Consider the following 23,888-nt stretch of genomic DNA (forward strand, 5'->3'; position numbering starts at 1 on the left):
AAACCAAATCCTAGAGATAGTTTAACAGAGACAACCTGAAGAAGAAAGAGGGAATACGTGTACTACAATACAAAATGCAGCAATCGAGCATACATCGCAGAGAGGATTATATGTTTGGTCGATGAGTAGTCAAGCCTAAAATGAACTCACTGCGTTCGGGCTTGACAACCCATCTTCCCAAACATGGGTAGTAGCTATGCGATGTATGCATAAGTATCAAGTGGCACTTGATAGATTTAATCATGGTGAAATTTAAAGAAACAATATTTAAATATCAAAGATCTTTATTAATCTTGTTAAAGGTCGACCTTTTTGGTTGATTACAAATCATATTATACGAGGGAGGAGAATAAATGGAAGGATTTTTACAAAGCTTTGCAGGTCTTACTATCGGAGATATTATAATGTTTTTAATTGGTGGATTACTTATCTATTTAGCTATTAAAAAAGATTATGAGCCAATGCTACTCTTGCCTATAGGATTTGGAATCATTTTGGCGAATATACCTTTTTCATCGGCTATTGGGAAAGATGGGTTTTTAACGATTCTTTACAATGCGGGAATCAAAACGGAATTATTTCCTATTCTCATATTCATAGCGGTGGGTGCCATGGTGGATTTTACTCCACTGCTTCAGCAGCCTTTTATGATATTTTTTGGTGCAGCAGCTCAATTTGGCATATTTTTTACTATGTTTCTAGCGGCATTGCTGGGATTTGACTTAAAGCAGGCAGCTTCTATAGGTATAATAGGAGCAGCCGATGGTCCTACATCTATATACGTAGCAAACCTGTTTGCGCCGAATTTATTGGGCCCTATTTCAGTGGCGGCTTACTCCTATATGGCATTAGTTCCGATTATTCAGCCCCCAGTCATAAAGGCATTGACAACATCTGCTGAAAGAAGGATAAAGATGGATTTACACCTCGTAGAGGTTCCAAATAAAGTAAAGATACTTTTCCCCATTGTGGTAACTTTTGTGGCTGGTATATTAGCACCTATGAGTGTTTCACTGGTAGGTTCCCTGATGTTCGGCAATCTTATAAGGGTAAGTGGTGTTTTAGATAGGCTTTCAAAGACAGCCCAAAACGAGCTGGCCAACCTTGTTACACTGCTGTTAGGTATCACTATAGGTTCTACGATGACTGCTGATAAATTTTTGACGCCTACCACTTTATTGATATTTGCTATGGGCCTCGTTGCATTTATTTTTGACACGGCGGGCGGGGTGCTTTTTGCTAAAATATTGAATCTTTTCCTGAAAAAAAAGGTTAATCCTATGGTAGGGGCAGCAGGGATTTCGGCTTTTCCTATGTCGGCCAGAATAATACAGAAAATGGCGCAAAAAGAAGATCCTACTAATTTCGTGCTTATGCAGGCGGTTGGTGCCAATGTGGCGGGCCAGATTGGGTCCATAATAGCAGGTGGCATTGTGCTTTCGATGGTAAGTTCTATGATGTAAAGGAGTGTTAAAATGGTATTATTACAGACTCTTGAGGTCATGTTCGGCGGAATGGCGATGACATTTTCTGTATTGATATTGTTTTATTTGTTGATGAAGGTGCTTATGCGGGCTTTTCACCAATAATGCTTCTAAAGTATAAATTTGATATATTTGCAAAAAATAAAAAGGCGTGTCCCCATTTGACATGAGAGAACGAAAGGAGTATAATATACCTATACTGGGTAGGAGGTATAGCAAATGAAAAAGGTATTTAATGTTCCCGACATAAGCTGTCAGCATTGTGTAATGGCGATCACCAATTCATTAAAGCAACTTAAAGGAGTTAATGACGTTACAGTAGATCTGGATAAGAAAACCGTAGATGTAGATTACGATGAAAATTCTGTGACAGAAACCGCCATGATAAATGCTATAGAAGAAGCTGGCTATGAGGTAAAGTAAGATTAATAGTAATTATATGGGCAAAAGCGGTATGAATTATTCATACCGCTTTTTGCGCTTTTCTGGCGGTTTCTATGGCATCTTTACTTGCTACAGCATAATCTCATCGACAATATTGAGGTCCAATACCATATTTGATATACTACTGTAGATGAAACAATGGCAAATATTTGGAGGAGATAAAAAATGAAGATATATGCGCATGGTGCTGATATACATCAGTATAACAGGGAGTTAATAGATTTTAGTTCAAACATAAATCCTCTAGGTCCTTCCCCGGCTATCATAGACGAAATCAAAGCATTTTCTATTCGATATCATGATGTAACCAGATATCCTGATGCATTTTATATAAAGTTAAGAGAACATCTTGCTGAAAATATGGGTTGTTCTAAAGAGCAAGTCATAGTTGGGAATGGGGCTACAGAACTTATACATCTTTTTGTGAGGGCTATGGGTTTTAGAAAATGGCTTATACCTGTACCCGCTTTTCTTGAATATGAGAGGGCTGTGCTGCTAAATAATGGTATACCAGTGTATTATTATTTGAAAGAGGATCATGATTTTAAGTTAAGACCTGGAGATTTGATAGATGGACTTGAAGACGTTGATGCTGTTATATTAGCAAATCCTAACAATCCTACGGGGACACTAATGGATGCTCGTCTATTGATTGAATTCATAAAATATGCTGGTAAAAAAGGCAAATACATTATGCTAGATGAAGCTTTTATTGAATTTGTAAGATGCTACGAGAATATCTCTATGGTCAGATATGTAAATACATGTGAGAATCTATTTGTAATTCGAGCGGCTACAAAATTTTACGGGATCCCTGGTCTGCGTCTTGGCTATGGTTTTGCGTGCAAGAGTATTATAGAAAGGCTAAATGAATATAAGGAGCTGTGGACCGTAAACGCTTTAGCACAGCAGGTAGGTATGAAGCTTTATACAGAATCTGATTACATACATCAGACACAAATTTATGTTGAAAAGGAAAGGAATTTTTTGATGAAAGGTCTCACGAGAATTGACTACATACAGCCGTTGCCATCTTCTGCTAATTTCATATTGTGCAGGTTAAAAAAAGGTAATGCTTTTGCCTTAAAAGAAAAATTGATTGACAAAGGTATACTTATAAGAGATGCATCCAATTTCACGGGTCTTGACGAAAGATATTTTCGCATTGCGGTTAAAAAACATGAAGAAAATATCATGTTGATAAATGCTTTAAGCTGATATTGAGTATTTTCTTTTTTTATGTTATTATATATCCATATAAGAAAAACATATGTATTCTATTTAAAGACAGGGGAGATACGGTTTGAGAAAAGACGCTACTTATTATATTGTCGATGCCAGTGTATTACCTGAAATATATACAAAAGTCGTACAGGCCAAGGAATTATTGGAGACTGGCGAAGCAAAGACTATAAATGAAGCAGTTAAAGAAGTGGGAATAAGTCGGAGTGCTTTCTATAAGTACAAGGATTATGTATTTAAATATTTTGATCACAGAAGATACAAAATATTGACATTGTCCATGATCCTTTATCATGTACCGGGTGTGCTTTCGCAGCTTTTAAACAGGGTGGCATCGTATGGTGGCAATATATTGACTATAAATCAAAATATACCTGTTCATCAAAAAGCTAATGTTACCATTACAATTGACATTTCTAAAATGGAAGGGGAAATAAAGGCTTTTATTGACGACTTAAAGGAAATTGAAGGAGTAGAAAATTTAGAAATCATAGCACAGGAATAAGTTAGGAGAGGAGATATATGATAGTAAGAGTAAAAGTTCCAGCCACAACGGCAAATATTGGACCGGGTTTTGATTGTCTTGGCCTTGCATTAAATCTTTTCAATACTGTTGAGGTAAAATTGGGTGGCAACAATGTAGATAGGGATCATCTGGTATATAAAGCGGTTAAAAAAGTATATGATAGTGCAGGTAAGATTATGCCTGAAGTAGAAGTAAATGTCTATGGTGATATACCAATAGAGAGGGGACTTGGCAGCAGCGCTTCCTGCATAGTCGGCGGAATCATTGCTGCTAATAAGCTATTAGGAAATGTACTGAGCTTTGAACAGATGTTAAATTTAGCGGTAGAAATGGAGGGGCACCCAGATAATGTAGTACCAGCCTTTGTGGGAGGCATGACGGTTTCTGTACAGGAGAATGGGAAAACATACTTTGTGAAAATAGATGTACCTAAAAGCATTATGTTTGTTGGACTGATACCGGAAATAAAGTTATCTACTAAAAAAGCCAGAGCTGTTTTACCTGATATGATAACTCAAAAAGACGCGGTTTTTAATGTGAGCAGGGTGGCCTTTTTAATCTCATCGCTGATGACCGGTAAGTTGGATAATCTGAGTTTTGCCCTTCAGGATAGGTTGCACCAACCTTATAGAAAAACCCTCATACCCGATTTTGATGTTATATTTGATGCGGCCAGATATTATGGAGCTAAAGGTGTTTTTTTAAGTGGAGCCGGGCCTACTATAATTGCGGTTAATGATGTGAACAATACGGCATTTATAGAAAGCATAGAGAGAACCGTAGATGATTTGCAGATCAAGTGGAACGTAGTACCGCTTTTTGCTAATACAAGAGGAGCTGAAATAATTGAAGTAAGATAAAATAATTTAACAAAAATCTAAAATAGCCTTCATATAAATATGATATAATTATAAAAATGCAGTTTGAGGGGGACGAGACTTTGAAAAAGAAATATGTATTGGATACGAACGTCTTGTTACATGATCCTGAATGCATATTTAATTTTCAAGATAATGATATTATTTTACCTGCAGTAGTCATCGAAGAAATCGATGAAAAAAAGAAAAATGATGATGAAATAGGGAGAAACGCCAGGCGAGTTGCGCGTATCCTTGATGAACTAAGAAAAAAGGGTAGACTTTCTGAGGGTGTAAAGCTTGATGGCGGTGGGGTGCTAAAAGTAGAGTTAAATCACAGGGCGATGGATTGCCTTAGAGAATCCTTTGTTGATACAAGCAATGACAACAGGATTTTAGCTGTAGCATTGAATTTAAAGAATGAAGAACTAAAAAAAGAAAATCCCATGCCGGTTGTCCTTGTCAGCAAAGATGTCATATTGAGGATAAAAGCGGATTCTTTTGGCCTTGCGGCAGAAGACTATTTATCAGATAAGACCGTCCAGTACGATGATATATATATGGGTTTTAGTGAATTAAAGGTATACCCTTCTATTATAGATAAATTCTATATGGAAAAAGGGATTTCGTTAAAAGACTTTATAGAACAGACCGGTCTTGGCATCAAATTATACCCCAATCAATATGTAATATTGAAAGATGAGTTTGGCTCCGGTAAATCGGCAATAGCTAGATATGACCTGAACAGTGATTCACTAAAGCAACTAATCGTCCCCAATGAAGGCGTATGGGGCATTATGCCAAGAAATGTGCAACAGAAGATGGCATTGGATCTTTTATTAAATGACAACATCCTCCTGGTCACGCTCACGGGGCGGGCTGGTACAGGTAAGACTCTACTGGCTCTCGCAGCAGGTCTTTTAAAAACCCAGGATGAAAGAGTGTACAACAAGTTATTGGTGGCAAGACCTGTGATTCCGATGGGAAGGGATTTAGGCTATTTGCCAGGGGATAAAAATGAAAAATTGAGGCCGTGGATGCAACCTATATACGACAATATGGAATATCTTTTCAGCGGCAAGAAAAACATGAAAATAGACGATATTATTGTTGGTTTAAAGAATATAGAGGTAGAAGCCCTTACGTATATAAGAGGAAGGAGTATTCCCAATCAATTTATAATCATCGATGAAGCGCAAAACCTGACGCGGCATGAGGTAAAGACAATTATATCAAGGGTGGGCGAAGGCAGTAAAATCGTTATGATAGGTGATCCTGAGCAGATTGACAACCCATATCTGGATTCCAGCAGCAATGGTCTTACTCAGGTAGTTGAGACTTTTAAAGACCAATCGCTGGCTGGACATGTGATGCTGCTCAAAGGAGAAAGATCACGATTGGCTGAATTGGCAGCCAGTTTATTGTAGTTATAAATATTAGCAAAAAATAGGGGGATAAAAAATGAAGATTATTGTGGCGCCTGATTCGTTTAAAGGAAATATGACTTCATACGAAGTGGCATGCCATATAGAAAAAGGTATAAAACGGGTGTTCAGTGATGCGGATGTGGTGATTTTGCCTATGGCTGATGGCGGCGAAGGAACTGTAGAAGCTCTTGTCAAAGCGACTAATGGTGAGATCATATCCCTTGATGTGACAGGTCCGCAAAGGGATAGAGTAAAAGGATTTTATGGAATTTTAGGCGATGGTCAGACTGCAGTGGTGGAGATAGCTGCGGCATCAGGTTTACCTCTTGTACCGGAAGATAAACTCAATCCAGAAACGGCTACATCTTATGGTACCGGCGAATTGATAAAAGATGCTCTTAATAGAGGAATTAAAAAGCTCATAATAGGCCTTGGCGGAAGTGCTACCAATGACGGAGGTGCTGGTATTGTCCAGGCTTTGGGCGTGAAACTTTTGGATGAAAGAGGAAATTCTATTGAATTAGGCGGCATTCATTTAAAAGATTTATGCCATATAGATGTATCAGGTCTTGATGAGAGGATAAAGGACGTGGAGATATTGGTAGCCTGTGATGTAGACAACCCACTGTGTGGACCCCGTGGTGCATCGGCGGTTTATGGCCCTCAAAAAGGAGCTACGCCGGAAATGGTGAGAAGGCTTGATAGTGCCCTGGCGCATTTTGCCGACGTGATAAAAGCGGAGCTGGGGGTTGATGTACTCAACATGCCTGGCGCAGGAGCAGCGGGAGGTGCAGGGGCTGGCCTGGTAGCGTTTTTGGGCGCCAGGTTGCTTCCCGGTATAAAGCTGGTATGCGATGCTGTGAATCTGGATAGGCATCTTGAAAACGCGGATCTTGTTATAACAGGTGAAGGGAAAATAGATGGACAGACCATTCATGGTAAGACACCTGTGGGTGTAGCGTCCTATGCCAAAAAACACGGAGTCCCTGTATTTGCGATAGGAGGAATGCTGGGCGAGGGATATGAAGTGCTGCATGACTATGGTATAGATGCCCTTTTTGATATAAATCCCCGCACCATGACATTAAGCGAATCAATTAAGGAATCTTCCGAAAATCTAGAAAAAACTACAGAAGAGATTATGAGAGCGATAGCGCTTTTTTATAAAAAATAAGATATATATAAAAGTCCCGAGATTTTATTGCGGGACTTTTTATTCAAAAAAACACTTGATTAAAGTTTAAACATATGGTATATTATAAATGAGTAGTTAGATGTCTAACCAATAAAGGTGGTAGTTAATGGAAAACAAAGATGTAGATTCATTGGGGTTTTTACTGGCGGAAATAATAAGGCTTCATCATGCGCGAACCTTTAACCTTTTTGCACAACTGGGGTTATACAGGGGGCAGCCGCCTATTTTATTTGTATTATGGAAAGAAGATGGAAAAACTCAGAAAGAAATAGCAGATGAATTGCGGCTTAAGCCGTCTACTATTACGGTCACATTGAAACGCATGGAAAAGGCAGGGCTTCTGGAGCGAAGGAGCGATCCTCAAGATCTTCGTATAACCAGGGTTTATCTTACAGAAAAAGGGTATAACCTCCAGAAAGAAGTAGAAAAAGCATTAAAAACCTTTGAAGATGATTGTTTTAAAGGTTTTACTTTAGAAGAAAAGGTATTGCTCCGAAGATTTTTTATACAGATAAGGGATAACCTGATTCGAGCAAATGGAGGTGAGTGTTAAAATATTGTAACCAGATACTTAGATATCTAACAAATTTGCAGTTGAAGGGAAAAAGATGATAGCCTGGTGTTGAGGTTATTTAAGTATTTGAAGCCATCTATAAGGCCGGTGGTTTTTGCCTTGTTATTTTTGTTTCTGCCAGTCAATGGCTGATCTGTGTTTGTCAAACCTGATGTTGGATATTGTAAATAAAGATCCAGAGAAGGCTAAAAACACTGAAAGTGTGGCAAGAGGGAAACAGCCAATATGATAAATTTAACCCCATGGTTTTTAAAACCACAGGGTTTTTATTTATTTTAATAGCTTTTTTAATATCTTACCTGTAGGAGTCTTGGGCAATTCCGCGACGAATTCGTATATCTTTGGTATTTTATAACTTGCAAGCCTTTCCTGTAAAAACTTCTGAAGTTCCTGTTTTGTAAGGCTCTCTCCTTCTTTTAGCACTATATACGCTTTGATGTCTTCTCCTTTTAACTTGTCGCCAACGCCTATAACGGCCACATCCTGTACAGCTGGATGCTGGTATATTGCTTCTTCTACCTCTCTTGGATAGACATTATAGCCTCCTACGATAATCAGATCTTTTAATCTATCTACGATGTAAAAATAGCCGTCTTCATCTTGCCTTGCCAGGTCGCCCGTATGAAGCCACCCGTTTCTCAAAGTTTTTGCAGTTTCTTCGGGCATATTGTGATATCCCACCATGACTATAGGACCTTTTATCACCAGCTCTCCAACTTCGCCGACCGGCACCTCTTTATCGTCTTCGTCTACTACTTTAGCCTGAATCCCTGGCAGTGGTATGCCAATTGAACCCACTTTTCTCACGGCATCAGGTTCTAGGGGGTTTAAAATGGCTACAGGAGATGCTTCGGATAGTCCATAGCCTTCTATTATCTGATATCCGAATATCTCTTCAAACCTCTTGTGTACCTCTAATGGCAATGGTGCTCCACCGGATATACCAAGTTTTAACGTTTTAAGCTCACCTTTTTTGGCCATTCTCACTAAAACGGCAAACATAGAAGGCACGCCGCAGAATACTGTTATTCCTTCATTCATAAGGGTATTGTAGATGTCTTTTGGCATGAAAGAATCCTTTATGGTAATCGTACTTCCCAGGTACAGAGCCAGGAGTATATTTACAGTCCAGGAAAAGCTGTGAAACATGGGGAGCACACACAAGAAATTGTCAGAGGGCCCTAGATTTGACGCTTCGTCCAGCGCAATGACATCAGATATTAGATTATTGTGAGTGAGCATTGCGCCTTTGGGATTGCCTGTGGTGCCCGACGTATAAAGGTATGTACAAATATCTTCAGCAGCTATATCCACTTCATAAGGTTTTCCCTGTTTCAGAACGGTTGATTTGAAGTCTTCGTTTAATACCACTAGATTTTTTATGTTTAATGACGAAAGATTTGATTTATCTAGCTTTTGAAAGATATCTGGATGTATGACTATAGTATTTGCACCTGATTCTCTTACTATATAACCTATCTCTTGAAGAGTAAGCATCATATTAAGAGGTATGACTATAGCTCCTGCCTTGGAAGCTCCCAGGTATGAATATATGAATTCTGGGCAATTAGGCGAGCTTATGGCTACTTTGTCTCCTTTTTTAACCCCTATTGACTGAAAATATGCGGCGTATTTGTCTATATATGAAGCCAGGTCTTCGTACGTGACGACAGAATCCCTGTATTTAAGCGCCACATGCCCTTTCTCTAAGTTCTTTTGATTTTTATATACTTCAAATATCCTCATATCTTAACTCCTTTTATATAGTTTATTGAGATAGTAGATAGATAGACCCTGCAGCTGTTACTTTCATCTCTATTATATCATAGTGTTTGAATTTGTAAAATCCTTGAGTAAGACATGTACGGATGGTATAATGTAAAATGCAGGATGATGCAAAAACGTAAAAGGGGGAGAAGTAAATTATGAAGGTTTTACCGCCTTATCTGGGAGCGGCATATTATCCAGAGGATTGGCCGTTAGATAAGATTGATGAAGACATCGCTTTGATGAAAGAAGCGGGTATAAATGTGGTGAGAGTAGGCGAATTTGCGTGGAGCCGAATGGAGCCTGAAGAAGGTGTCTATGATTTTCAATGGCTACATACTGTCGTGAATAAATTGGCTGAAGCGGGTATTGCTGTCATTATGTGTACTCCCACGTGTACACCTCCTATATGGCTTGTAGAAAAATATCCTGAGGTTCTGGTAGTACATGATGATGGTACAAGGGCTCAGCATGGTGCTAGACGGCATGCGTGTCCTAACAATCGTGTCTATAGACAGTATTGTGAAAAGATAGTTACAAAGCTTGCTGAAGAGTTTGGAAATGATGAAAACGTCATAGGCTGGCAGATTGATAACGAGATGTATCCGCCACGAGGACGTGGTTGCTGTTGTCCCACATGTCATGAAAAGTTTAAGGACACCATGCGCCAGCAGTTTGGAACTATCGAAAATCTAAACAGGACATGGGGCACTGATTTATGGAGCCAGACATATCAGTCTTTTGAACAATTGCCTATTCCGCGTTCGGACACGTGGCATCACCCCTCGTTGCTTACAGCATGGATGAATTTTCAGTCGGATTCATACATAGAATTTACTAAAGTCCAGGTTGATATATTGCATAGGCTGGCAAAGCAACCGGTGGGTACCGACATGATGCCTGTAAATGGTCTCAACTACTATAAAATAAGCCAGGTATTAGATGTGGTGCAATTCAATCACTACAATAGCATGGAAAATTTGTGGCAGGCAGCTTTCTGGATGGATTTTATACGCCCCTTAAAACAGGTGCCGTTTTGGAATACTGAGACGCAGACGTGCTGGAATGGTTCTACTACTGCCAATGGGTATAAAGAGAAAGGCTTTTGCAGGGTAAATTCCTGGTTGCCAATAGCGTTGGGTGGAGAAGCCAACCTATATTGGCTGTGGCGTGCCCACTGGAGCGGTCAGGAACTCATGCATGGTTCCGTCATTTCAAGTTCGGGCAGGCCTCTGCATATATTTGACGAGGTTAAAGAGGTATCAGAGGGCTTTAGAAAAGCTGGAGAGTTTTTAAATAATACCCGGCCTGTAAAATCAGGACTTGCAGTACATTTTTCAGGATACGCGTGGTGGCTATTTGAGTTCCAGCCTATGGTAAATGGGTTCAGGTATGCGGATAAAATGATGAATGCAGTTTATCGACCTTTGATGGAAGCACAGCTTCGCCCTGACATCATAGATCCGGCGGCTTCGCTGGAAGATTATAAAGTGATTTTATCCCCATTTTTACCGACCCTTGAAGAGTCCGGTTTAAGTGAGCGTATAAAGAACTGGGTATACAATGGTGGTACGTGGATTGTGGGGCCACTGTCTGATATTCGCACAATTCACGCCACAAAATATGTTGACGCGCCGTTTGGTTATCTTGAGGATTGGGGCAAGGTGTATTGTAAATATCAGATACCTGGAGATCCCAGAGACTTTATTGTCCAATGGAAAGATGATCATACATCCAGGGGCTCCATATGGTATGACGGTTTTGAAACCCGTGGAGCAGAACCTATAGCCGTGTATACGGAAGGTCCTCTGTCGGGTCTTGCGGCGGTCACAAGGTGTGAGATGGGCAAAGGGCAGATCATAATTTTAGGGACTATGCCGACAAAGGAGGATTTTCAGCGCTTGCTCCTGAATGTAGCGAAAGAGGCAGGCATTTTGCCGGTTGTTGCATCCAGCAATGTACTGGCGGTGCCCAGAAGTGGTAAGGCAGGATCAGGGATGGTTGTACTGGAGATCGAAAATCGCCCGGGTAAATTGACTCTGGAAAGAGAGATGATAGATATCATAACGGGCAATGTGTATAAAGGAGATATGGACATACCACCATACTCTGCAATGGTATTGGTAGAAAAATAAATTTAGCTCAAAACACAACACCGCTATGGTCAAGTTGTGTTTTGAGCTTTTTGTATCCTTTATTGTTATTGCAAATGCTTTTTGAGCCATTCTCCGCATAGCTTTGTCCATGTGCTTATGTGTGGATCTTCTTGTGCCAGGCCAAGACCGTGTGGTCCAGTTTCGTATATGTGCAGTTCGAAGGGGACTTTGTTTTTGCTTAACGCTGAAGCAAAGAGCAGGCTGTTTTCTACTGGGACACCATCGTCATTTGCTGTGTGCCATAAAAAGGTTGGTGGGGTATCCGGCGTGACCTGTAGTTCATTGGAAAATAACTTTTGTAGTTCTTCTGAGGGGTTATCGCCTAAAAATGTTCTCATTGACCAATCGTGCCTGTAATCGCCGAAGGTTATAACAGGATAACATAAAACCATGACGTCAGGCCGGCATCCCATTCTGTCGATAGGATCTGGTGCATCAGGTATACCGCTGTCGTAGTGGGTTCCGACAGATGATGCTAAATGTCCGCCTGCAGAAAAGCCAAGGACCCCTATTTTACCCGGATCGATGTTCCACTCCCTGGCATGATAACGGATCAACCTTATAGCCCTTTGTGCATCCATCAATATATAGGGGTATTTATACGGTTTTACGCGGTAATTCAAGACAAACGCGTGCAATCCCAGGGTATTTATCCATCTGGCGATGGGTTCACCTTCATGTTCAGCTCTTATGGTATATCCGCCGCCGGGGAATACTATAACAGTTCCAGCGGGCTTATCGGAGTCTATGAGGTAGGGTACAAGGTTAGGGCGATCTTCCAGATCATTGCCCATTGCACCAGGAGCGTCGTTTTCCCAAAGAAAAATTCTGGTGTTTTCAGCCATATTTCCACATCCTTTCACACTGTTTTGTCAACATTATAGCATATTATCGCTTGTTTGCCATAGGGGCGTCGAAATCAACGGAAAGAAGTATGTGGATAAAGAAAAGGCTATACCTGTCATACATACAGCTTTTGAATTAGGTGTAAACGATGTAACAGCTATAGAATTTATATATTTTAAAACGATATTTTTATCGTTTTATTTTTTTATTTAAAAAAGAAGGATTTTTTGCTTTTATGTAGAAATGTTTTATTTAGATTTCTGGTGACATAGAATCATATGTTAAAAAGGACTTATAAAGAATGGAGGTTTTTTTAGGATGAAGAAGTTTAGGGTAGGTATTGTGGGTTGTGGGAATATATTTCCCATGCACGCGTATTCAATAAAGTTGTTAGATAATGCTGAGATTGTGGCGGTGTGCGATATCAAAGAAGATAGGGCCAAACAAAAAGCCGAAGAATTAGGTTGCAAGTACTATCTGGATTATAAGGAGATGATAGATAAGGAAAATTTGGACGTAGTACATATTTGCACGCCTCATTATTTGCATCCGCCTATATGCATATATGCGGCAAATAAAGGCGTAAACGTACTGACAGAAAAGCCCATGTCTATAAAACTGGAAGATGCTGATGCCATGATAAAAGCCTGTGATGATAACAATGTGACACTGGGTGTCATATTCCAGAACAGGTATAATGCAGGCTCACAGCTCATTAAAAAGACACTGGAATCGGGCGAACTGGGCAAGATCATTTCGGGTAAGGCTATGGTTACATGGAAGCGTACTGATGAATACTACAGCCAGAGCGATTGGAAGGGCACATGGGATAAAGAAGGCGGCGGTGTCATAATAGATCAGGCCATTCATACTCTTGACCTTATGAGGTGGTTTGTAGGTGATGAAATCGAATATGTCGATGCCGTCATAGGCAATAGGGCTCATGAGATCATCGAAGTTGAGGATTCAGCGGAAGGCGTCATCAAGTACAAAAACGGCGTTGTAACGGGATTTTGGGCGATAAATTACTATGGGTATGACGCACCTGTAGAGATAGAGCTGTACTGTGAAAAAGGTATAGTGAAGATGGCAGCTGATAAAGCTGTTATAAAATTCAACGATGGAAGAGAGTTTTCAGCTGACAGAAATCCCAATGAGACGTTCAATTATGGCAACGTTAAGTCTTACTGGGGTGTAAGCCATGCAAAACAGATAAGAAAGTATTACGAAGCTTTAGAAAAAGGCGAAAAGCCTGAGATTGATGGAAGAGAAGCCAGAAAAACGCAGGCTATGATATGCGCTATTTATGAGTCGGGCAAGAACAGAAAGAGGATTATATTTTAACCCATAAAATGAACAGCACAGAGCGTGCTGTTCATTTTATTTTTCCTCCCACATATATTGATAATAAAGGGAGTGGGGAGTGGTTGTCGTGCATGACTTATTTGTTAAAATAGGTTTTCTGTTCATTATTTCAATAGGCATTTTATATGGGGCTATTTCGTTTTTGCCACTTTTTATCGATGATTTAGATAAGATTAAGGAAAAAAAGTTTACCGATAGACGTTATAGACATTAAGAATCAATATTGATAAAATTATAGTGTGTATATTGTATATAACGAAACAGAAGAGGTGAACTTGCTTGGAAAACAGGTTATTGGAAGATAAATTAAGCGAAAGATATGTTAACCTTCCCGTTGTTTCACCGGATGCTGATTTAACAGAAGTTGTAAAAACGCTGCTGGACAGCGATGAGGATATGGTAATTGTTAATAAGGGCGAGCATGCATGGGGATACATTGATTGTAAGTCAGTAATAAGATTGCTGTTCGAAAATGATGGAAGTACGAAAATAAAAGCCGGAGATATAGCGACATTGATAAAAGATGAAGATAAAATGGAGATATCTGGGGATATAGAAAGCGTCATCGAAAGAATAAATAAAAAAGGTACATTGCCATTGTTCGCAGGGAGCGATACTAAATTAAATGGTAAAATTTCACTTAAAAAGCTCACATCTGAATTTGCTACAGCACAAATGGAAGAAAGAAAGAAAAGAGTGTATGTGGAAGATATGATGTATAATATAATGGATGTTTTGCCGTTTGGAATTGCGCTTGTTTCAACAGAGGGCAAAGTTATTGCGGCTAATAGCTTTGCAAAGAAAATGATGTCAGAGAGTTCGATAGGCATCGAAGAAATTAAAGCAATAGTTAAAGATAATCGCAGCAAGGTTTGTGCGAGCAAAGGAGGATTGTATTGCAGGATTTCAGCAACTACTTTAAATAAGGAAAACCTCATTTTAGTTACCTTTATAGATGTGAGCCATGAGTATATTATGGTAGAAAAGCTGAGGAGTGTTCAGGATGAAGTAGAAAAGGCCTTTACAATAATGCTTCCTGATCAGCGCATATCAGCGCGCCTGGAATCAATAGTTGAATATATTGATGAGTACGTTGAAGGTGCTCCTGGCATGATAAAAATCGTGGGAATAATCAAAAACGGGTGCTACAGGCACGTGGTTAATATGCTTAAACTGATTGCTGAGGCTTTTAAGCAGGGACTTATGAACCTTCCGGGGATGGATAAAAACACGTTGGTGCAAGCCACTATTTTGCACGATATCGGTAAGGTCCAGCCTGATTTAAAGATAGGAGATATAGTGAATCCCAAAGACGTATTTGAAAGGGGTTATTTTCACGCATTTCGTGGGGCATCATTAGGCAAATCGCTGTACAATATAAGTGATGATGAATATTATCTGATAAAGTATCACCATCATTCAGAAAACGAGTTGCCGGGGGATTTTCCAGCTTATCTGTTGCCTATGTACAGGTTTTTTAGACTTATAGATGGGCTTTCTGCAGGTATAACCCGGAGAGGATCAAAAGTTACAATGAAGATAAATAATACAAGAATTTATGTAAAAGAAGAAAGCAGTTTTCCTTCTTTCAACCAGGAAATTGAAATGGATGTATATACAGGATATTTTAATGCAACGCCTATAACCCATGGCTGATTAAAAAGAACATAGCAATATGGTATAATTAATACAGTAAAAACCGCTATAGCGGTTTTTACTGCTATATTTTGTACTTATTTATATTTTTCTTTAATTCTTTGGCTAACTCGTCGAGATTCTTTACAGAGTTGACGATACCTGCGATAAACTCCAATTGCTCTTCTGTGTTGGCGGAAACTTCCTGGCTCGCAGCTGCAGTCTCCTGAGAAACAGCAGAAATATTCTGTATGGTAGTGATAACGGAGTTTTTGCTGTTTTCCATTTTTTCTATAGCTTCAAATACTGCGTTTATCATGTTGATATTATTTTCAATGCCGTTAGCAATGGTAGTAAAAGCATGGGCGGTATTATCCACTGCCTGAGCCTGAGATTTAGAAACTTCCTCTATTGTGCTCATCATGGCATCGACTTTTTTGGATTCGGTTTGAATAGCATTTACGATAACCTGTATTTCCTTTGTAGTTTTTTTGCTTTCATCTGCCAGCTTTCTTATCTCTTCTGCGACGACCCCGAACCCTTTGCCGGCGTCACCAGCGTGGGCTGCTTCTATAGCAGCGTTTAAAGCCAGAAGGTTGGTCTGTTCTGCTATGTTGTTTATGGCGTTTACGAATCTGGATATGTCCTTTGTCCTTTCATTAAAGGACTTTATGAGGTCCATCAACTGATATGATGTTTCTGTATTTACATCAGATCTCTCCTTTAAGATAGTAACGGCCTTTAGTCCCTCTTCATTTAACTTCCTCATGGTTTTACTGCCGTCTATTATCTGTTGCGCGCTATCGTAGACGGCTTTAATTTGGTCGGATAGGTCCGTTATCATAGAAACACCCTTTTCTGCCTCCATAGCCTGTTCTGATGCGCCTTTAGCTATTTCTTCAATGGTCAGGGCGATTTGATCTACCGAAGTTTTAATTTTTTCTGAGCCGTCGACTAACTGCTGCGTGGAATCTGAAAGCCTGGATGCTATTTCATTTAATGATAGTATAATTGACTTCATATCAGCTACCATCGCATTGAAATTTTCTGCAAGAAGGCCTACTTTATTCCCATCGGTTGCGACTTCGGTAAAATCTTTGTATTTTATCCTTTCGATTATGTAAGATATCATTTCAAGAGTATCGCTGTTGCTTTTGACGTTTAAATAGGAAATGAACTCCGTTACCGCAAGTAAAACGGCTGTAAAAAGGATTGATAGCGTTATATTTATATGGGATGCTACAAAGATTATTCCTACGATAATTGACAGCACGAAAGACATAAGATAACTGTTTGAAATCAATTTTTTAATCACTGTGTGTATGCCCCCTTTCTTTTGTTTACTCACAAAATAATTATACCATGAATAATTTGTTTTCGATAGTACAATATGTAAACTTTTGCTGTGTTTTTACTTTTTATAGACTATTTTGCCTTCGACTATGGTATAAATTAAATCCATTTCTTTGTTAAGTATTGCTATATCAGCATCAAATCCCGGTATGATCAAACCTTTATGTCTTAAGCCAATTTTATTTGCAGGGTTGTAGGAAGCCATTCTTATGGCATCGGTCAAAGATACTTTACAATGGTCGACAATGTTTTTCACAGCCTTGTTTAATGTAAGAGTGCTACCTGCCAGTGTTCCGTCTGTCAGCCTTGCTTGTCCTTCCTTTACTATGACGCTTTGAGTGCCAAGGTTGTATATGCCATCAGTTAAACCTGTTGCCATCATAGAATCTGTTATAAGTAAAACCCTATCTACGCCTTTACATTTCAGGAGTACTCTTATGGATGCAAAAGATGAGTGGATGCCGTCTGCTATGACTTCAGCGGTTATATTATCCAGATCCATTACAGCTCCTAAGACCCCTGGTTCTCTATGGTGAAAACCTTTCATGCCGTTAAATGTATGGGTAGTATGGGAAAAACCATAGAGAGTGGCTGTTTTTACCATATCGTAGTCTGCGCTGGTATGCCCTATGGATACATTTATGCCTTTTTGCGATAGGTACCTGCTGAGTTCAAAGGCTCCTTCTACTTCGGGAGCTATTGTTATGTTTTTAACTATTTCTTCATGCCCGTTAACAAGTTTTTTGAATGCTTCTATAGAGGGTTTTAATATGTATTGGGCAGGGTGAGCTCCTTTGAATTTTTCACCTATGAAAGGTCCCTCTAGGTGAACACCTACTACCTTTGTGCCATCGGTGCCTTTTACCATAGCTTCTTTAACGGCAGCTACAGCCTTTTGGATGGCTTCTACAGGCGCTGTCATGGTAGTCGGGAGAAATGATGTGACACCGTATCGGGCCAGGGTTTTAGAAAAGTTGTTGATAGCTTCATAGCTTCCCATTATAGTGTCATATCCCCCTGCTCCATGAGTATGGATATCTATGAAACCTGGTGCTACGTACATACCTTCGGCGTCCAGTACTTCGGCATCGTGTGGGATGCTAATGGTTATTTCTGATATCTTATTGCCTTCGATGACCACATTGGTCTTTACTATATCGCTGTAAAAGATCACGTTGCCATTGGCTATAACTTTTTTAGACATGATTTCACGCTCCTCTAATATATTTTATTGATGATATGATTATAACATATTTTGCTTTATATAATCGCATTATAGTGATATAATCAATGTACAAAAAACATGAGGAGGTTTTTGACATTGCTTGCAAGAGAAGATATATTGAACGCTCTAAAAGATGTGGTTGATCCCGAAATTGGGATTAATATTGTAGACCTTGGTATGGTTAAAGGTGTAAAGATAGATGACGGAAAAGTAACAATTGACGTAAACCTTACTGTAGCTGGATGTCCACTACATAGCACGATAAAACAGGATATAGTCGACGCCGTAAGAGGTATTGATGGCGTAAAGGAAGTAGAAGTCAATTTTGGCGTTATGTCTCAGGAAGAAAGAGAAGAGCTCACTAGAAAGCTTCATCCACAAAAAGAATTTCAGTTTCAAAGCGCCAGGGTAATAGCTGTTGGCAGTGGAAAAGGTGGCGTAGGCAAATCTACAGTTACGGTAAACCTCGCAATTGCATTGGCAAAGCAGGGATATAAAGTAGGATTGATCGACGCTGATATAGTGGGATTCAGCGTATCTAGGATGATGGGGATAAGCGGAAAAAGGCCTATGGTCATAGGTGAGGACACCATATTGCCCTTGGAAGTCCATGGCATCAAAGTGATTTCAATGGGTTCTTTTGCTGACGAAGATACGCCTATAATATGGCGTGGTCCTTTGCTGGCAGGGGCATTGGAGCAGTTTCTCAATGACGTATTGTGGGGAGATCTGGATTTCTTGTTGCTGGATCTGCCGCCGGGCACAGGAGATATACCTCTTACGGTCATGCAGAAGATTCCACACGCCGAGCTTATTCTGGTGACCACGCCTCAGGCTGCAGCATCTCACGTTGCGGGTCGGTTGGCATTTATGGCTCAGAAGACGCAGATTAAGCTTCTTGGCATTATTGAAAACATGGCTTACTTTGAATGCCCTAATTGCGGTGAAAAACATTACATTTTCGGCAAAGGAGCTACCGAAGAACTGGCAGAAGAATTAAAAACCCGGATACTTGGGAGTATACCTTTAGACGTGAAAGTGAGAGAGCGCAGCGATGAAGGCAGGCCTATTGCGCTGGATGATGAGCCTGTCGCTTATATATACCAGGACATCGCAAAAAGGATTGCGGAATTAAAATAGAAAATAGGTAAAAGCAAAAGCCACGGTATAAGACGTGGTTTTTTGCTTTTGTGTGCACAAAGCAAACCAATGTATCACATCTATACATTTATTGAAGATAATCGGAACACAATATGATTGATGAATGCATGGTGAAAGGATGGTTTTATGTCAAAACAGATGTTTCGTTTTTCTCCAAGGCCCAATAAAGCCAACAGGATAAAGTGGTACCAATGGGGCGAAGAGGCTTTTAATAAGGCTAAAGAACAGGATAAGCCTTTGCTTCTGTCAATAAGCGCGGTATGGTGTCACTGGTGCCATGTGATGGATGAAACTTCCTATTCTGATGATAGAAATATCGAATTCATCAATGAAAAGCTTATACCTGTAAGGGTTGACAGTGACCAGAATCCTGATATAAATGAGCGATATAACATGGGAGGGTGGCCTACGACTGTTGTATTAACTCCCGAAGGAAGAATTTTAAATGGTGGAACATATATGCCGCCAGAAGAATTATACGATTTTTTGAGCAAAACGGTGGATTACTATAATAAACACAAGCTGGCTGTAAAAAACACAGAGAAAATCGGAAAGATAAAAAGCAAGAGGGAGGTAAGAAGAATATACAGGCCTTTATCCCGCAACCTGTTGGAAGTTGTTAAAAGATACCTGGATGATAATATTAGGAGTAATTACGATAAACTTTATGGTGGGTTCGGATTGGCTCCTAAATTTCCTTATGCTGATGTTTTGAATTATCTCATAGATAAATACGCCAAAAGCAAAGATGATGATGTATTCCATATGTTGGGAAAGACATTGGATAATATGGCTGATGGAGGAATTTACGATAGTGAAGAAGGGGGATTTTTCCGATATTCTACTACCAGAGATTGGTCATTACCACATTATGAAAAGATGTTAGAAGATAATGCGATGCTTGTGGATACGTATCTTAGAGCGTACCAGGTGACAGGTATTCTAAAATACAGAGAAGTGGCTTACAAGACCATAAGTTATATGTTGCAAGAACTATATGATGACGAGCGATCGGTTTTTTATGGAAGCCAGGATGCCGATGAGGAATTTTATAAGCTAAGGTTAGAACAGCGCAAGGCGAAAAAGCGGCCAGCGATAGATAAAAATGTTTATACATCCTGGAACGCCAAAGCGGTATCTGCCTTTTTCAGGGCATGGGCGGTTTTAGATGAGGATAAATACAGAGATATCGCCTTAAATGCACTGAATTTTTTAAACGAAAAGTGCTTTAAGGAAGGGGAAGGATATTGCCGATATTACGATGAGAGCCCCCATAACTTCAACATATTAAGTGAACAGGTGTATATGTCGATTGCTAATATTGATGGGTTTCAATACACAGGTGACAGAAGATATCTGAAGAGGGCAGAAGAAATAGCAGATATCATATACAATAAGTTTTACGATTCGGAAGAGAACGCTTTTAATGAGGATGTGCCACGGGATGAAGTGTTAAAGGCACTGGATAATATAAAAGACATGAGCAATAACAGCCTTATTGTGTGGTTTTATACGTTATTAAATACGTTAAAGGATAATGAAAAATATAAAAGAACAGCCAAAGAAGTTGTGAAATACTTTAGTGAACGGTATACTGATTATGGTCTATTTTCATCGCCCTATGTAAAAGCTTTAATGGCTTATACGGAGGGCATTATACACGTTTCCATAGTAGGAGATGAAACTGGAGAAATAGCAAAAAATGTATTTAAGATGTATGTACCCAATACATTTGTAGAACAATTAGACCTAAAAAAAGATGCCGATATCATAAAAAACAGAGGATATGATGAGATCAGGCTTCCAGCTGCATATGTATGCATAGGTACAAAATGCATGAACCCTGTTTATAACAGTAAACAACTGATGGAAATGTTAAAAGCGATAAGTGAATTGTATCTTTAATATTAGTATTGACATACAATATTTCAAGGTTTAACATAATTTCATAACAAATGTTTCAAAACAAGGGGGATAGGGCTATGACCCAAAAGGATAAAATTGCTTTTGACCACGTGTATTTTAGTGATGGGGGCAAGGACATTTTAAGAGATTTAACATTTACTCTCCCAGATGGGTTCATACACACAGTTATAGGTCCGTCTGGAGCGGGTAAGTCCACTATGATAAAACTTATAAATCGGCTTATGGATCCTACTAAGGGTACGATATTTGTTGATGGTAAAGATGTTAAGTCATTAGATGTCATTAAGCTTAGAAGAAAGGTGGGTATGGTATTTCAACAGGCGTGTCTTTTTGAGGGCACTGTAGCCGATAACATAAGGTATGGTCCAAACCTTTCTGGACAAAAGGATATTGACGTTATCAAATACCTTGACATGGTGGGTCTTGATAGTTCTTATCAGAATAGAGATGTAAGCCAATTGTCCGGCGGCGAGCAGCAGAGAGTTTCTATAGCCAGGACACTGGCTAATTCTCCTGAAGTGATGCTCCTTGACGAGCCTACATCGGCCCTGGATCCGGCATCATCTCAGGTGATTGAAGAGCTTATATTGCGATTAAAGAAGGAGCTAAGCCTTACATTTGTGTGGATTACTCATAATATGGAACAGGCTATGAGGGTTGGAGATTATACCCTTTTGATCGTAGATGGACAGTTAGTAGAGTACAATGAAACAAAGAGTTTTTTTAAAAATCCTGAAAAGGAAATCACAAAATTGTTTATAGAAGGAAAGTTGAAAAAGGGGGCATCAAAATGAACGTATGGCCATTGACGTTTGCATCAAGTCTGGTATTTATCGCGATGTTTATATCCTATTATCAAAAACTGGCTATAGAGAAAGAGATAATTGTGGGAACGGTAAGGGCTGTCATACAATTGACCATCGTGGGGTACATACTTCACTACATATTTGCAGCTAATAATTACCTTTTTACCCTTGCCATGATATGTGTGATGATACTGGTAGCCGGTAATAATGCAGCAAAAAGAGGTAAAGGCATACCAGGAGTTTTTTATTATATCACTGTATCTATTGCTATAGCTGCTACAATAACCCTGGCCATACTGGTATTTTTTAAGGCGATTCACTTTGTACCGCAGGAAGTCATACCTGTAAGCGGCATGATAATAGGTAATTCTATGGTATCATCGGGTCTTACAGTATCACGTTTAAAAGATGAAATAAAAGGCAGAGCCCTGGAGATTCAAACGGCTCTGGCACTGGGCGCTACAGCCAGGCAATCGGTACAAAAGATATTAAAAATAGCCATTAAGACAGGTATGATGCCTACTATTGACGGTATGAAGACCCTCGGCATTGTTCAGTTACCTGGTATGATGACAGGTTTGATACTGGGCGGGGTAGATCCCATAAATGCCGTCAAATATCAGATAATGGTGACGTTTATGCTGGCATCGACGGTAGCTATATCCTGCTTTTCTGTGGCATTTTTAACCTATAGAAGATTTTTTACGGCACACCATCAATTGGTGCAGTCTTGATTGATTTTAACAGAAAAAAATCAGGATATTACTGGATTTAACAAATTGGGTTTATTGGGACGATATGGCAGCATCAAAGGCGATATAAATGGCACTGAATCCGTTGTGGCCTACACTACATCGTATGTAACTGATTGGAAATATATATCTGTGATACCCACAAGTGTTATCTTGTCAAAAGTAGATTATATAAAAAATATTACTATAGGGCTGACGGCTGTATTGCTTATCATAGGGCTTATATTGGCTTATTTCTTTGCCTATGTGAATTATGACCCTATAAAACAATTATTGCATTGGATAAAAGATCACATATCGATTACCGGTAACGATAAGTATGGCAATGAATTTGAGTTTATAAGGTTAACGTTATCAAACACTTACGATGAGAGCAAAAAGATCAAAAGTGAGCTACTCAGACAAAAGCCTATTCTCAAGGCTAACATCATGTACAGATTGTTAAAAGGCAGCATAGAGAATAGAGATATCGATGAGCTTAAAGACTATCTTGATATTTCGTTTGATTCAGACTATTTTGCTGTTGTCATATATCAGATAAACCATGGAGGAAAATTGATCAAAGAGGGAAATGCTAAAGAATGGGTATTGACCAGATTTACTGTGTCGAAGATTATAGATGAGGTTGCTGATAAATATGTAAATTCATTTGTTGTAGAATTAGATAAAGATAAGCTGGCTGAGATAGTTAATTTTCGCGTGGACGATATAGATGAATGTAAAAAAGAACTACTGGATATAATAGCGTTTTCCAAGGATTTTATAGAACGCCATTATGAGATATTATTATCCGTAGGTGTTGGCAGGATATACAAGACAAGCGGTGTAATGTCAAGTAGTATTTTTTGGAACCTTGAAAAATAAAGGCCTCAAAAACTCTAAAAAAGGCAACACTTAATAAACCCACCATATATTGGATAATAATGGAAGGAAACTTAGCTGATATTCAGTTAAATGTATTTACTAAATCTATCCATTACCTCCCGGTTGGTAGATTTGGCCTTTGCTCAGCAAGGCAAAGACCAGTCTTACAAGCTTACGTGCCGTTAAGACGAGGGCTCTCTTATGCTGGTGTTTGGTAACCTCATTGTACTTCTTGCAGTAAAAATCAGCATACTCTTTTGCGTGTATCCTTACGCAATTGGCT

General features: G+C 39.3%; 22 protein-coding genes and 1 pseudogene. 18 read left to right on the forward strand and 5 right to left on the reverse strand.

The features are described 5' to 3' along the window. Window positions 1-353 precede the first annotated feature (353 nt). The 9 genes from BUB87_RS11635 to BUB87_RS11670 all read left to right on the forward strand — a co-directional run bounded on the left by BUB87_RS11635 (window position 354) and on the right by BUB87_RS11670 (window position 7,728). Complete coding sequence (locus BUB87_RS11635) at window positions 354-1,463, forward strand: sodium ion-translocating decarboxylase subunit beta (protein ID WP_073345650.1); 1,110 nt, start codon at window positions 354-356, stop codon at window positions 1,461-1,463. Window positions 1,464-1,475: 12 nt separating this feature from the next. Further along, complete coding sequence (locus tag BUB87_RS14905) at window positions 1,476-1,589, forward strand: OadG-related small transporter subunit (protein ID WP_268761646.1); 114 nt, start codon at window positions 1,476-1,478, stop codon at window positions 1,587-1,589. Window positions 1,590-1,703: 114 nt separating this feature from the next. Continuing rightward, window positions 1,704-1,907, forward strand: a complete 204-nt coding sequence (locus tag BUB87_RS11640; protein ID WP_073345651.1) for a heavy-metal-associated domain-containing protein — start codon at window positions 1,704-1,706, stop codon at window positions 1,905-1,907. A 186-nt stretch (window positions 1,908-2,093) separates the two neighbouring features. Next, window positions 2,094-3,146 carry a threonine-phosphate decarboxylase CobD gene (gene cobD / locus BUB87_RS11645; RefSeq protein ID WP_073345653.1) on the forward strand — a complete coding sequence of 351 codons (1,053 nt, stop codon included), beginning with the start codon at window positions 2,094-2,096 and terminating at the stop codon, window positions 3,144-3,146. Between the two features lie 85 nt (window positions 3,147-3,231). Beyond that, window positions 3,232-3,675, forward strand: a complete 444-nt coding sequence (locus BUB87_RS11650; protein WP_073345654.1) for an ACT domain-containing protein — start codon at window positions 3,232-3,234, stop codon at window positions 3,673-3,675. Between the two features lie 17 nt (window positions 3,676-3,692). Next, complete coding sequence (gene thrB / locus BUB87_RS11655; protein ID WP_143156695.1) at window positions 3,693-4,556, forward strand: homoserine kinase; 864 nt, start codon at window positions 3,693-3,695, stop codon at window positions 4,554-4,556. A gap of 80 nt (window positions 4,557-4,636) precedes the next feature. After that, complete coding sequence (locus BUB87_RS11660; RefSeq protein WP_073345656.1) at window positions 4,637-5,980, forward strand: PhoH family protein; 1,344 nt, start codon at window positions 4,637-4,639, stop codon at window positions 5,978-5,980. A gap of 34 nt (window positions 5,981-6,014) precedes the next feature. Beyond that, window positions 6,015-7,154, forward strand: coding sequence for a glycerate kinase (locus BUB87_RS11665; RefSeq protein WP_073345658.1), 1,140 nt, complete (start codon window positions 6,015-6,017; stop codon window positions 7,152-7,154). Window positions 7,155-7,281: 127 nt separating this feature from the next. After that, a complete protein-coding gene (locus tag BUB87_RS11670; RefSeq protein ID WP_073345661.1) occupies window positions 7,282-7,728 on the forward strand; it encodes a MarR family winged helix-turn-helix transcriptional regulator in 447 nt (148 codons plus the stop codon). Between the two features lie 291 nt (window positions 7,729-8,019). Here BUB87_RS11670 and BUB87_RS11675 read toward each other — a convergent pair whose 3' ends face one another. Continuing rightward, window positions 8,020-9,495 carry a long-chain-fatty-acid--CoA ligase gene (locus tag BUB87_RS11675; RefSeq protein WP_073345663.1) on the reverse strand — a complete coding sequence of 492 codons (1,476 nt, stop codon included), beginning with the start codon at window positions 9,493-9,495 and terminating at the stop codon, window positions 8,020-8,022. Between the two features lie 179 nt (window positions 9,496-9,674). On the opposite strand from BUB87_RS11675, the gene BUB87_RS11680 reads away from it, so the two are divergent. Beyond that, entirely contained in the window at window positions 9,675-11,651 is a 1,977-nt protein-coding gene (locus BUB87_RS11680) for a beta-galactosidase (protein WP_073345666.1), read from the forward strand. A 65-nt stretch (window positions 11,652-11,716) separates the two neighbouring features. Here BUB87_RS11680 and BUB87_RS11685 read toward each other — a convergent pair whose 3' ends face one another. After that, the gene (locus BUB87_RS11685) at window positions 11,717-12,517 is read right to left on the reverse strand and encodes an alpha/beta hydrolase (protein WP_073345668.1); all 801 of its coding nucleotides are present in this window, start codon (window positions 12,515-12,517) and stop codon (window positions 11,717-11,719) included. Window positions 12,518-12,608: 91 nt separating this feature from the next. On the opposite strand from BUB87_RS11685, the gene BUB87_RS14910 reads away from it, so the two are divergent. The 3 genes from BUB87_RS14910 (at window position 12,609) to BUB87_RS11695 (ending at window position 15,539) form a co-directional block, all read left to right on the forward strand. Then, window positions 12,609-12,731 carry a hypothetical protein gene (locus tag BUB87_RS14910; RefSeq protein WP_268761647.1) on the forward strand — a complete coding sequence of 41 codons (123 nt, stop codon included), beginning with the start codon at window positions 12,609-12,611 and terminating at the stop codon, window positions 12,729-12,731. A 105-nt stretch (window positions 12,732-12,836) separates the two neighbouring features. Further along, the gene (locus BUB87_RS11690; RefSeq protein WP_073345671.1) at window positions 12,837-13,862 is read left to right on the forward strand and encodes a Gfo/Idh/MocA family protein; all 1,026 of its coding nucleotides are present in this window, start codon (window positions 12,837-12,839) and stop codon (window positions 13,860-13,862) included. 300 nt (window positions 13,863-14,162) lie between these two features. Beyond that, window positions 14,163-15,539, forward strand: coding sequence for an HD domain-containing protein (locus BUB87_RS11695; RefSeq protein ID WP_234946036.1), 1,377 nt, complete (start codon window positions 14,163-14,165; stop codon window positions 15,537-15,539). A gap of 64 nt (window positions 15,540-15,603) precedes the next feature. On the opposite strand, the gene BUB87_RS11700 is transcribed toward BUB87_RS11695, so the two are convergent. Both BUB87_RS11700 and nagA read right to left on the reverse strand, forming a co-directional pair. Beyond that, on the reverse strand, window positions 15,604-16,833 hold the full coding sequence (locus tag BUB87_RS11700) for a methyl-accepting chemotaxis protein (protein ID WP_084111272.1): 1,230 nt from the start codon (window positions 16,831-16,833) through the stop codon (window positions 15,604-15,606). 96 nt (window positions 16,834-16,929) lie between these two features. Next, window positions 16,930-18,075 (reverse strand): N-acetylglucosamine-6-phosphate deacetylase, encoded by a 1,146-nt coding sequence (gene nagA / locus BUB87_RS11705; protein ID WP_073345673.1) that lies wholly within the window; start codon window positions 18,073-18,075, stop codon window positions 16,930-16,932. A gap of 117 nt (window positions 18,076-18,192) precedes the next feature. On the opposite strand from nagA, the gene BUB87_RS11710 reads away from it, so the two are divergent. The 5 genes from BUB87_RS11710 to BUB87_RS11730 all read left to right on the forward strand — a co-directional run bounded on the left by BUB87_RS11710 (window position 18,193) and on the right by BUB87_RS11730 (window position 23,605). Then, entirely contained in the window at window positions 18,193-19,236 is a 1,044-nt protein-coding gene (locus BUB87_RS11710) for an Mrp/NBP35 family ATP-binding protein (RefSeq protein WP_073345676.1), read from the forward strand. Between the two features lie 147 nt (window positions 19,237-19,383). Continuing rightward, the gene (locus BUB87_RS11715; protein ID WP_073345678.1) at window positions 19,384-21,162 is read left to right on the forward strand and encodes a thioredoxin domain-containing protein; all 1,779 of its coding nucleotides are present in this window, start codon (window positions 19,384-19,386) and stop codon (window positions 21,160-21,162) included. Between the two features lie 77 nt (window positions 21,163-21,239). Further along, a complete protein-coding gene (locus BUB87_RS11720) occupies window positions 21,240-21,977 on the forward strand; it encodes an ABC transporter ATP-binding protein (RefSeq protein ID WP_073345681.1) in 738 nt (245 codons plus the stop codon). Next, window positions 21,974-22,723 carry an ABC transporter permease gene (locus BUB87_RS11725; protein WP_073345683.1) on the forward strand — a complete coding sequence of 250 codons (750 nt, stop codon included), beginning with the start codon at window positions 21,974-21,976 and terminating at the stop codon, window positions 22,721-22,723. Before BUB87_RS11720 ends, BUB87_RS11725 begins: the two co-directional genes overlap by 4 nt. Continuing rightward, window positions 22,724-23,605: a sensor histidine kinase gene (locus BUB87_RS11730; protein ID WP_073345686.1), complete on the forward strand. Its 882-nt coding sequence runs from the start codon at window positions 22,724-22,726 to the stop codon at window positions 23,603-23,605. Window positions 23,606-23,710: 105 nt separating this feature from the next. Here BUB87_RS11730 and BUB87_RS14195 read toward each other — a convergent pair. After that, a pseudogene (locus BUB87_RS14195) lies at window positions 23,711-23,888 on the reverse strand (IS110 family transposase); the annotation flags it as partial.

The organism is Caldanaerobius fijiensis DSM 17918, from assembly GCF_900129075.1.
GTDB lineage: Bacteria > Bacillota > Thermoanaerobacteria > Thermoanaerobacterales > Caldanaerobiaceae > Caldanaerobius > Caldanaerobius fijiensis.

Excerpts from the sequence above, each read along its gene's own strand:
- BUB87_RS11635 (WP_073345650.1), top strand. The coding sequence starts at position 354 with ATGGAAGGATTTTTACAAAGCTTTGCAGGTCTTACTATCGGAGATATT.
- BUB87_RS14905 (WP_268761646.1), top strand. The coding sequence starts at position 1,476 with ATGGTATTATTACAGACTCTTGAGGTCATGTTCGGCGGAATGGCGATG.
- BUB87_RS11640 (WP_073345651.1), top strand. The coding sequence starts at position 1,704 with ATGAAAAAGGTATTTAATGTTCCCGACATAAGCTGTCAGCATTGTGTA.
- cobD (WP_073345653.1), top strand. The coding sequence starts at position 2,094 with ATGAAGATATATGCGCATGGTGCTGATATACATCAGTATAACAGGGAG.
- thrB (WP_143156695.1), top strand. The coding sequence starts at position 3,693 with ATGATAGTAAGAGTAAAAGTTCCAGCCACAACGGCAAATATTGGACCG.
- BUB87_RS11665 (WP_073345658.1), top strand. The coding sequence starts at position 6,015 with ATGAAGATTATTGTGGCGCCTGATTCGTTTAAAGGAAATATGACTTCA.
- BUB87_RS11670 (WP_073345661.1), top strand. The coding sequence starts at position 7,282 with ATGGAAAACAAAGATGTAGATTCATTGGGGTTTTTACTGGCGGAAATA.
- BUB87_RS11675 (WP_073345663.1), bottom strand. The coding sequence starts at position 9,495 with ATGAGGATATTTGAAGTATATAAAAATCAAAAGAACTTAGAGAAAGGG.
- BUB87_RS11680 (WP_073345666.1), top strand. The coding sequence starts at position 9,675 with ATGAAGGTTTTACCGCCTTATCTGGGAGCGGCATATTATCCAGAGGAT.
- BUB87_RS11685 (WP_073345668.1), bottom strand. The coding sequence starts at position 12,517 with ATGGCTGAAAACACCAGAATTTTTCTTTGGGAAAACGACGCTCCTGGT.
- BUB87_RS11690 (WP_073345671.1), top strand. The coding sequence starts at position 12,837 with ATGAAGAAGTTTAGGGTAGGTATTGTGGGTTGTGGGAATATATTTCCC.
- nagA (WP_073345673.1), bottom strand. The coding sequence starts at position 18,075 with ATGTCTAAAAAAGTTATAGCCAATGGCAACGTGATCTTTTACAGCGAT.
- BUB87_RS11715 (WP_073345678.1), top strand. The coding sequence starts at position 19,384 with ATGTCAAAACAGATGTTTCGTTTTTCTCCAAGGCCCAATAAAGCCAAC.
- BUB87_RS11720 (WP_073345681.1), top strand. The coding sequence starts at position 21,240 with ATGACCCAAAAGGATAAAATTGCTTTTGACCACGTGTATTTTAGTGAT.
- BUB87_RS11725 (WP_073345683.1), top strand. The coding sequence starts at position 21,974 with ATGAACGTATGGCCATTGACGTTTGCATCAAGTCTGGTATTTATCGCG.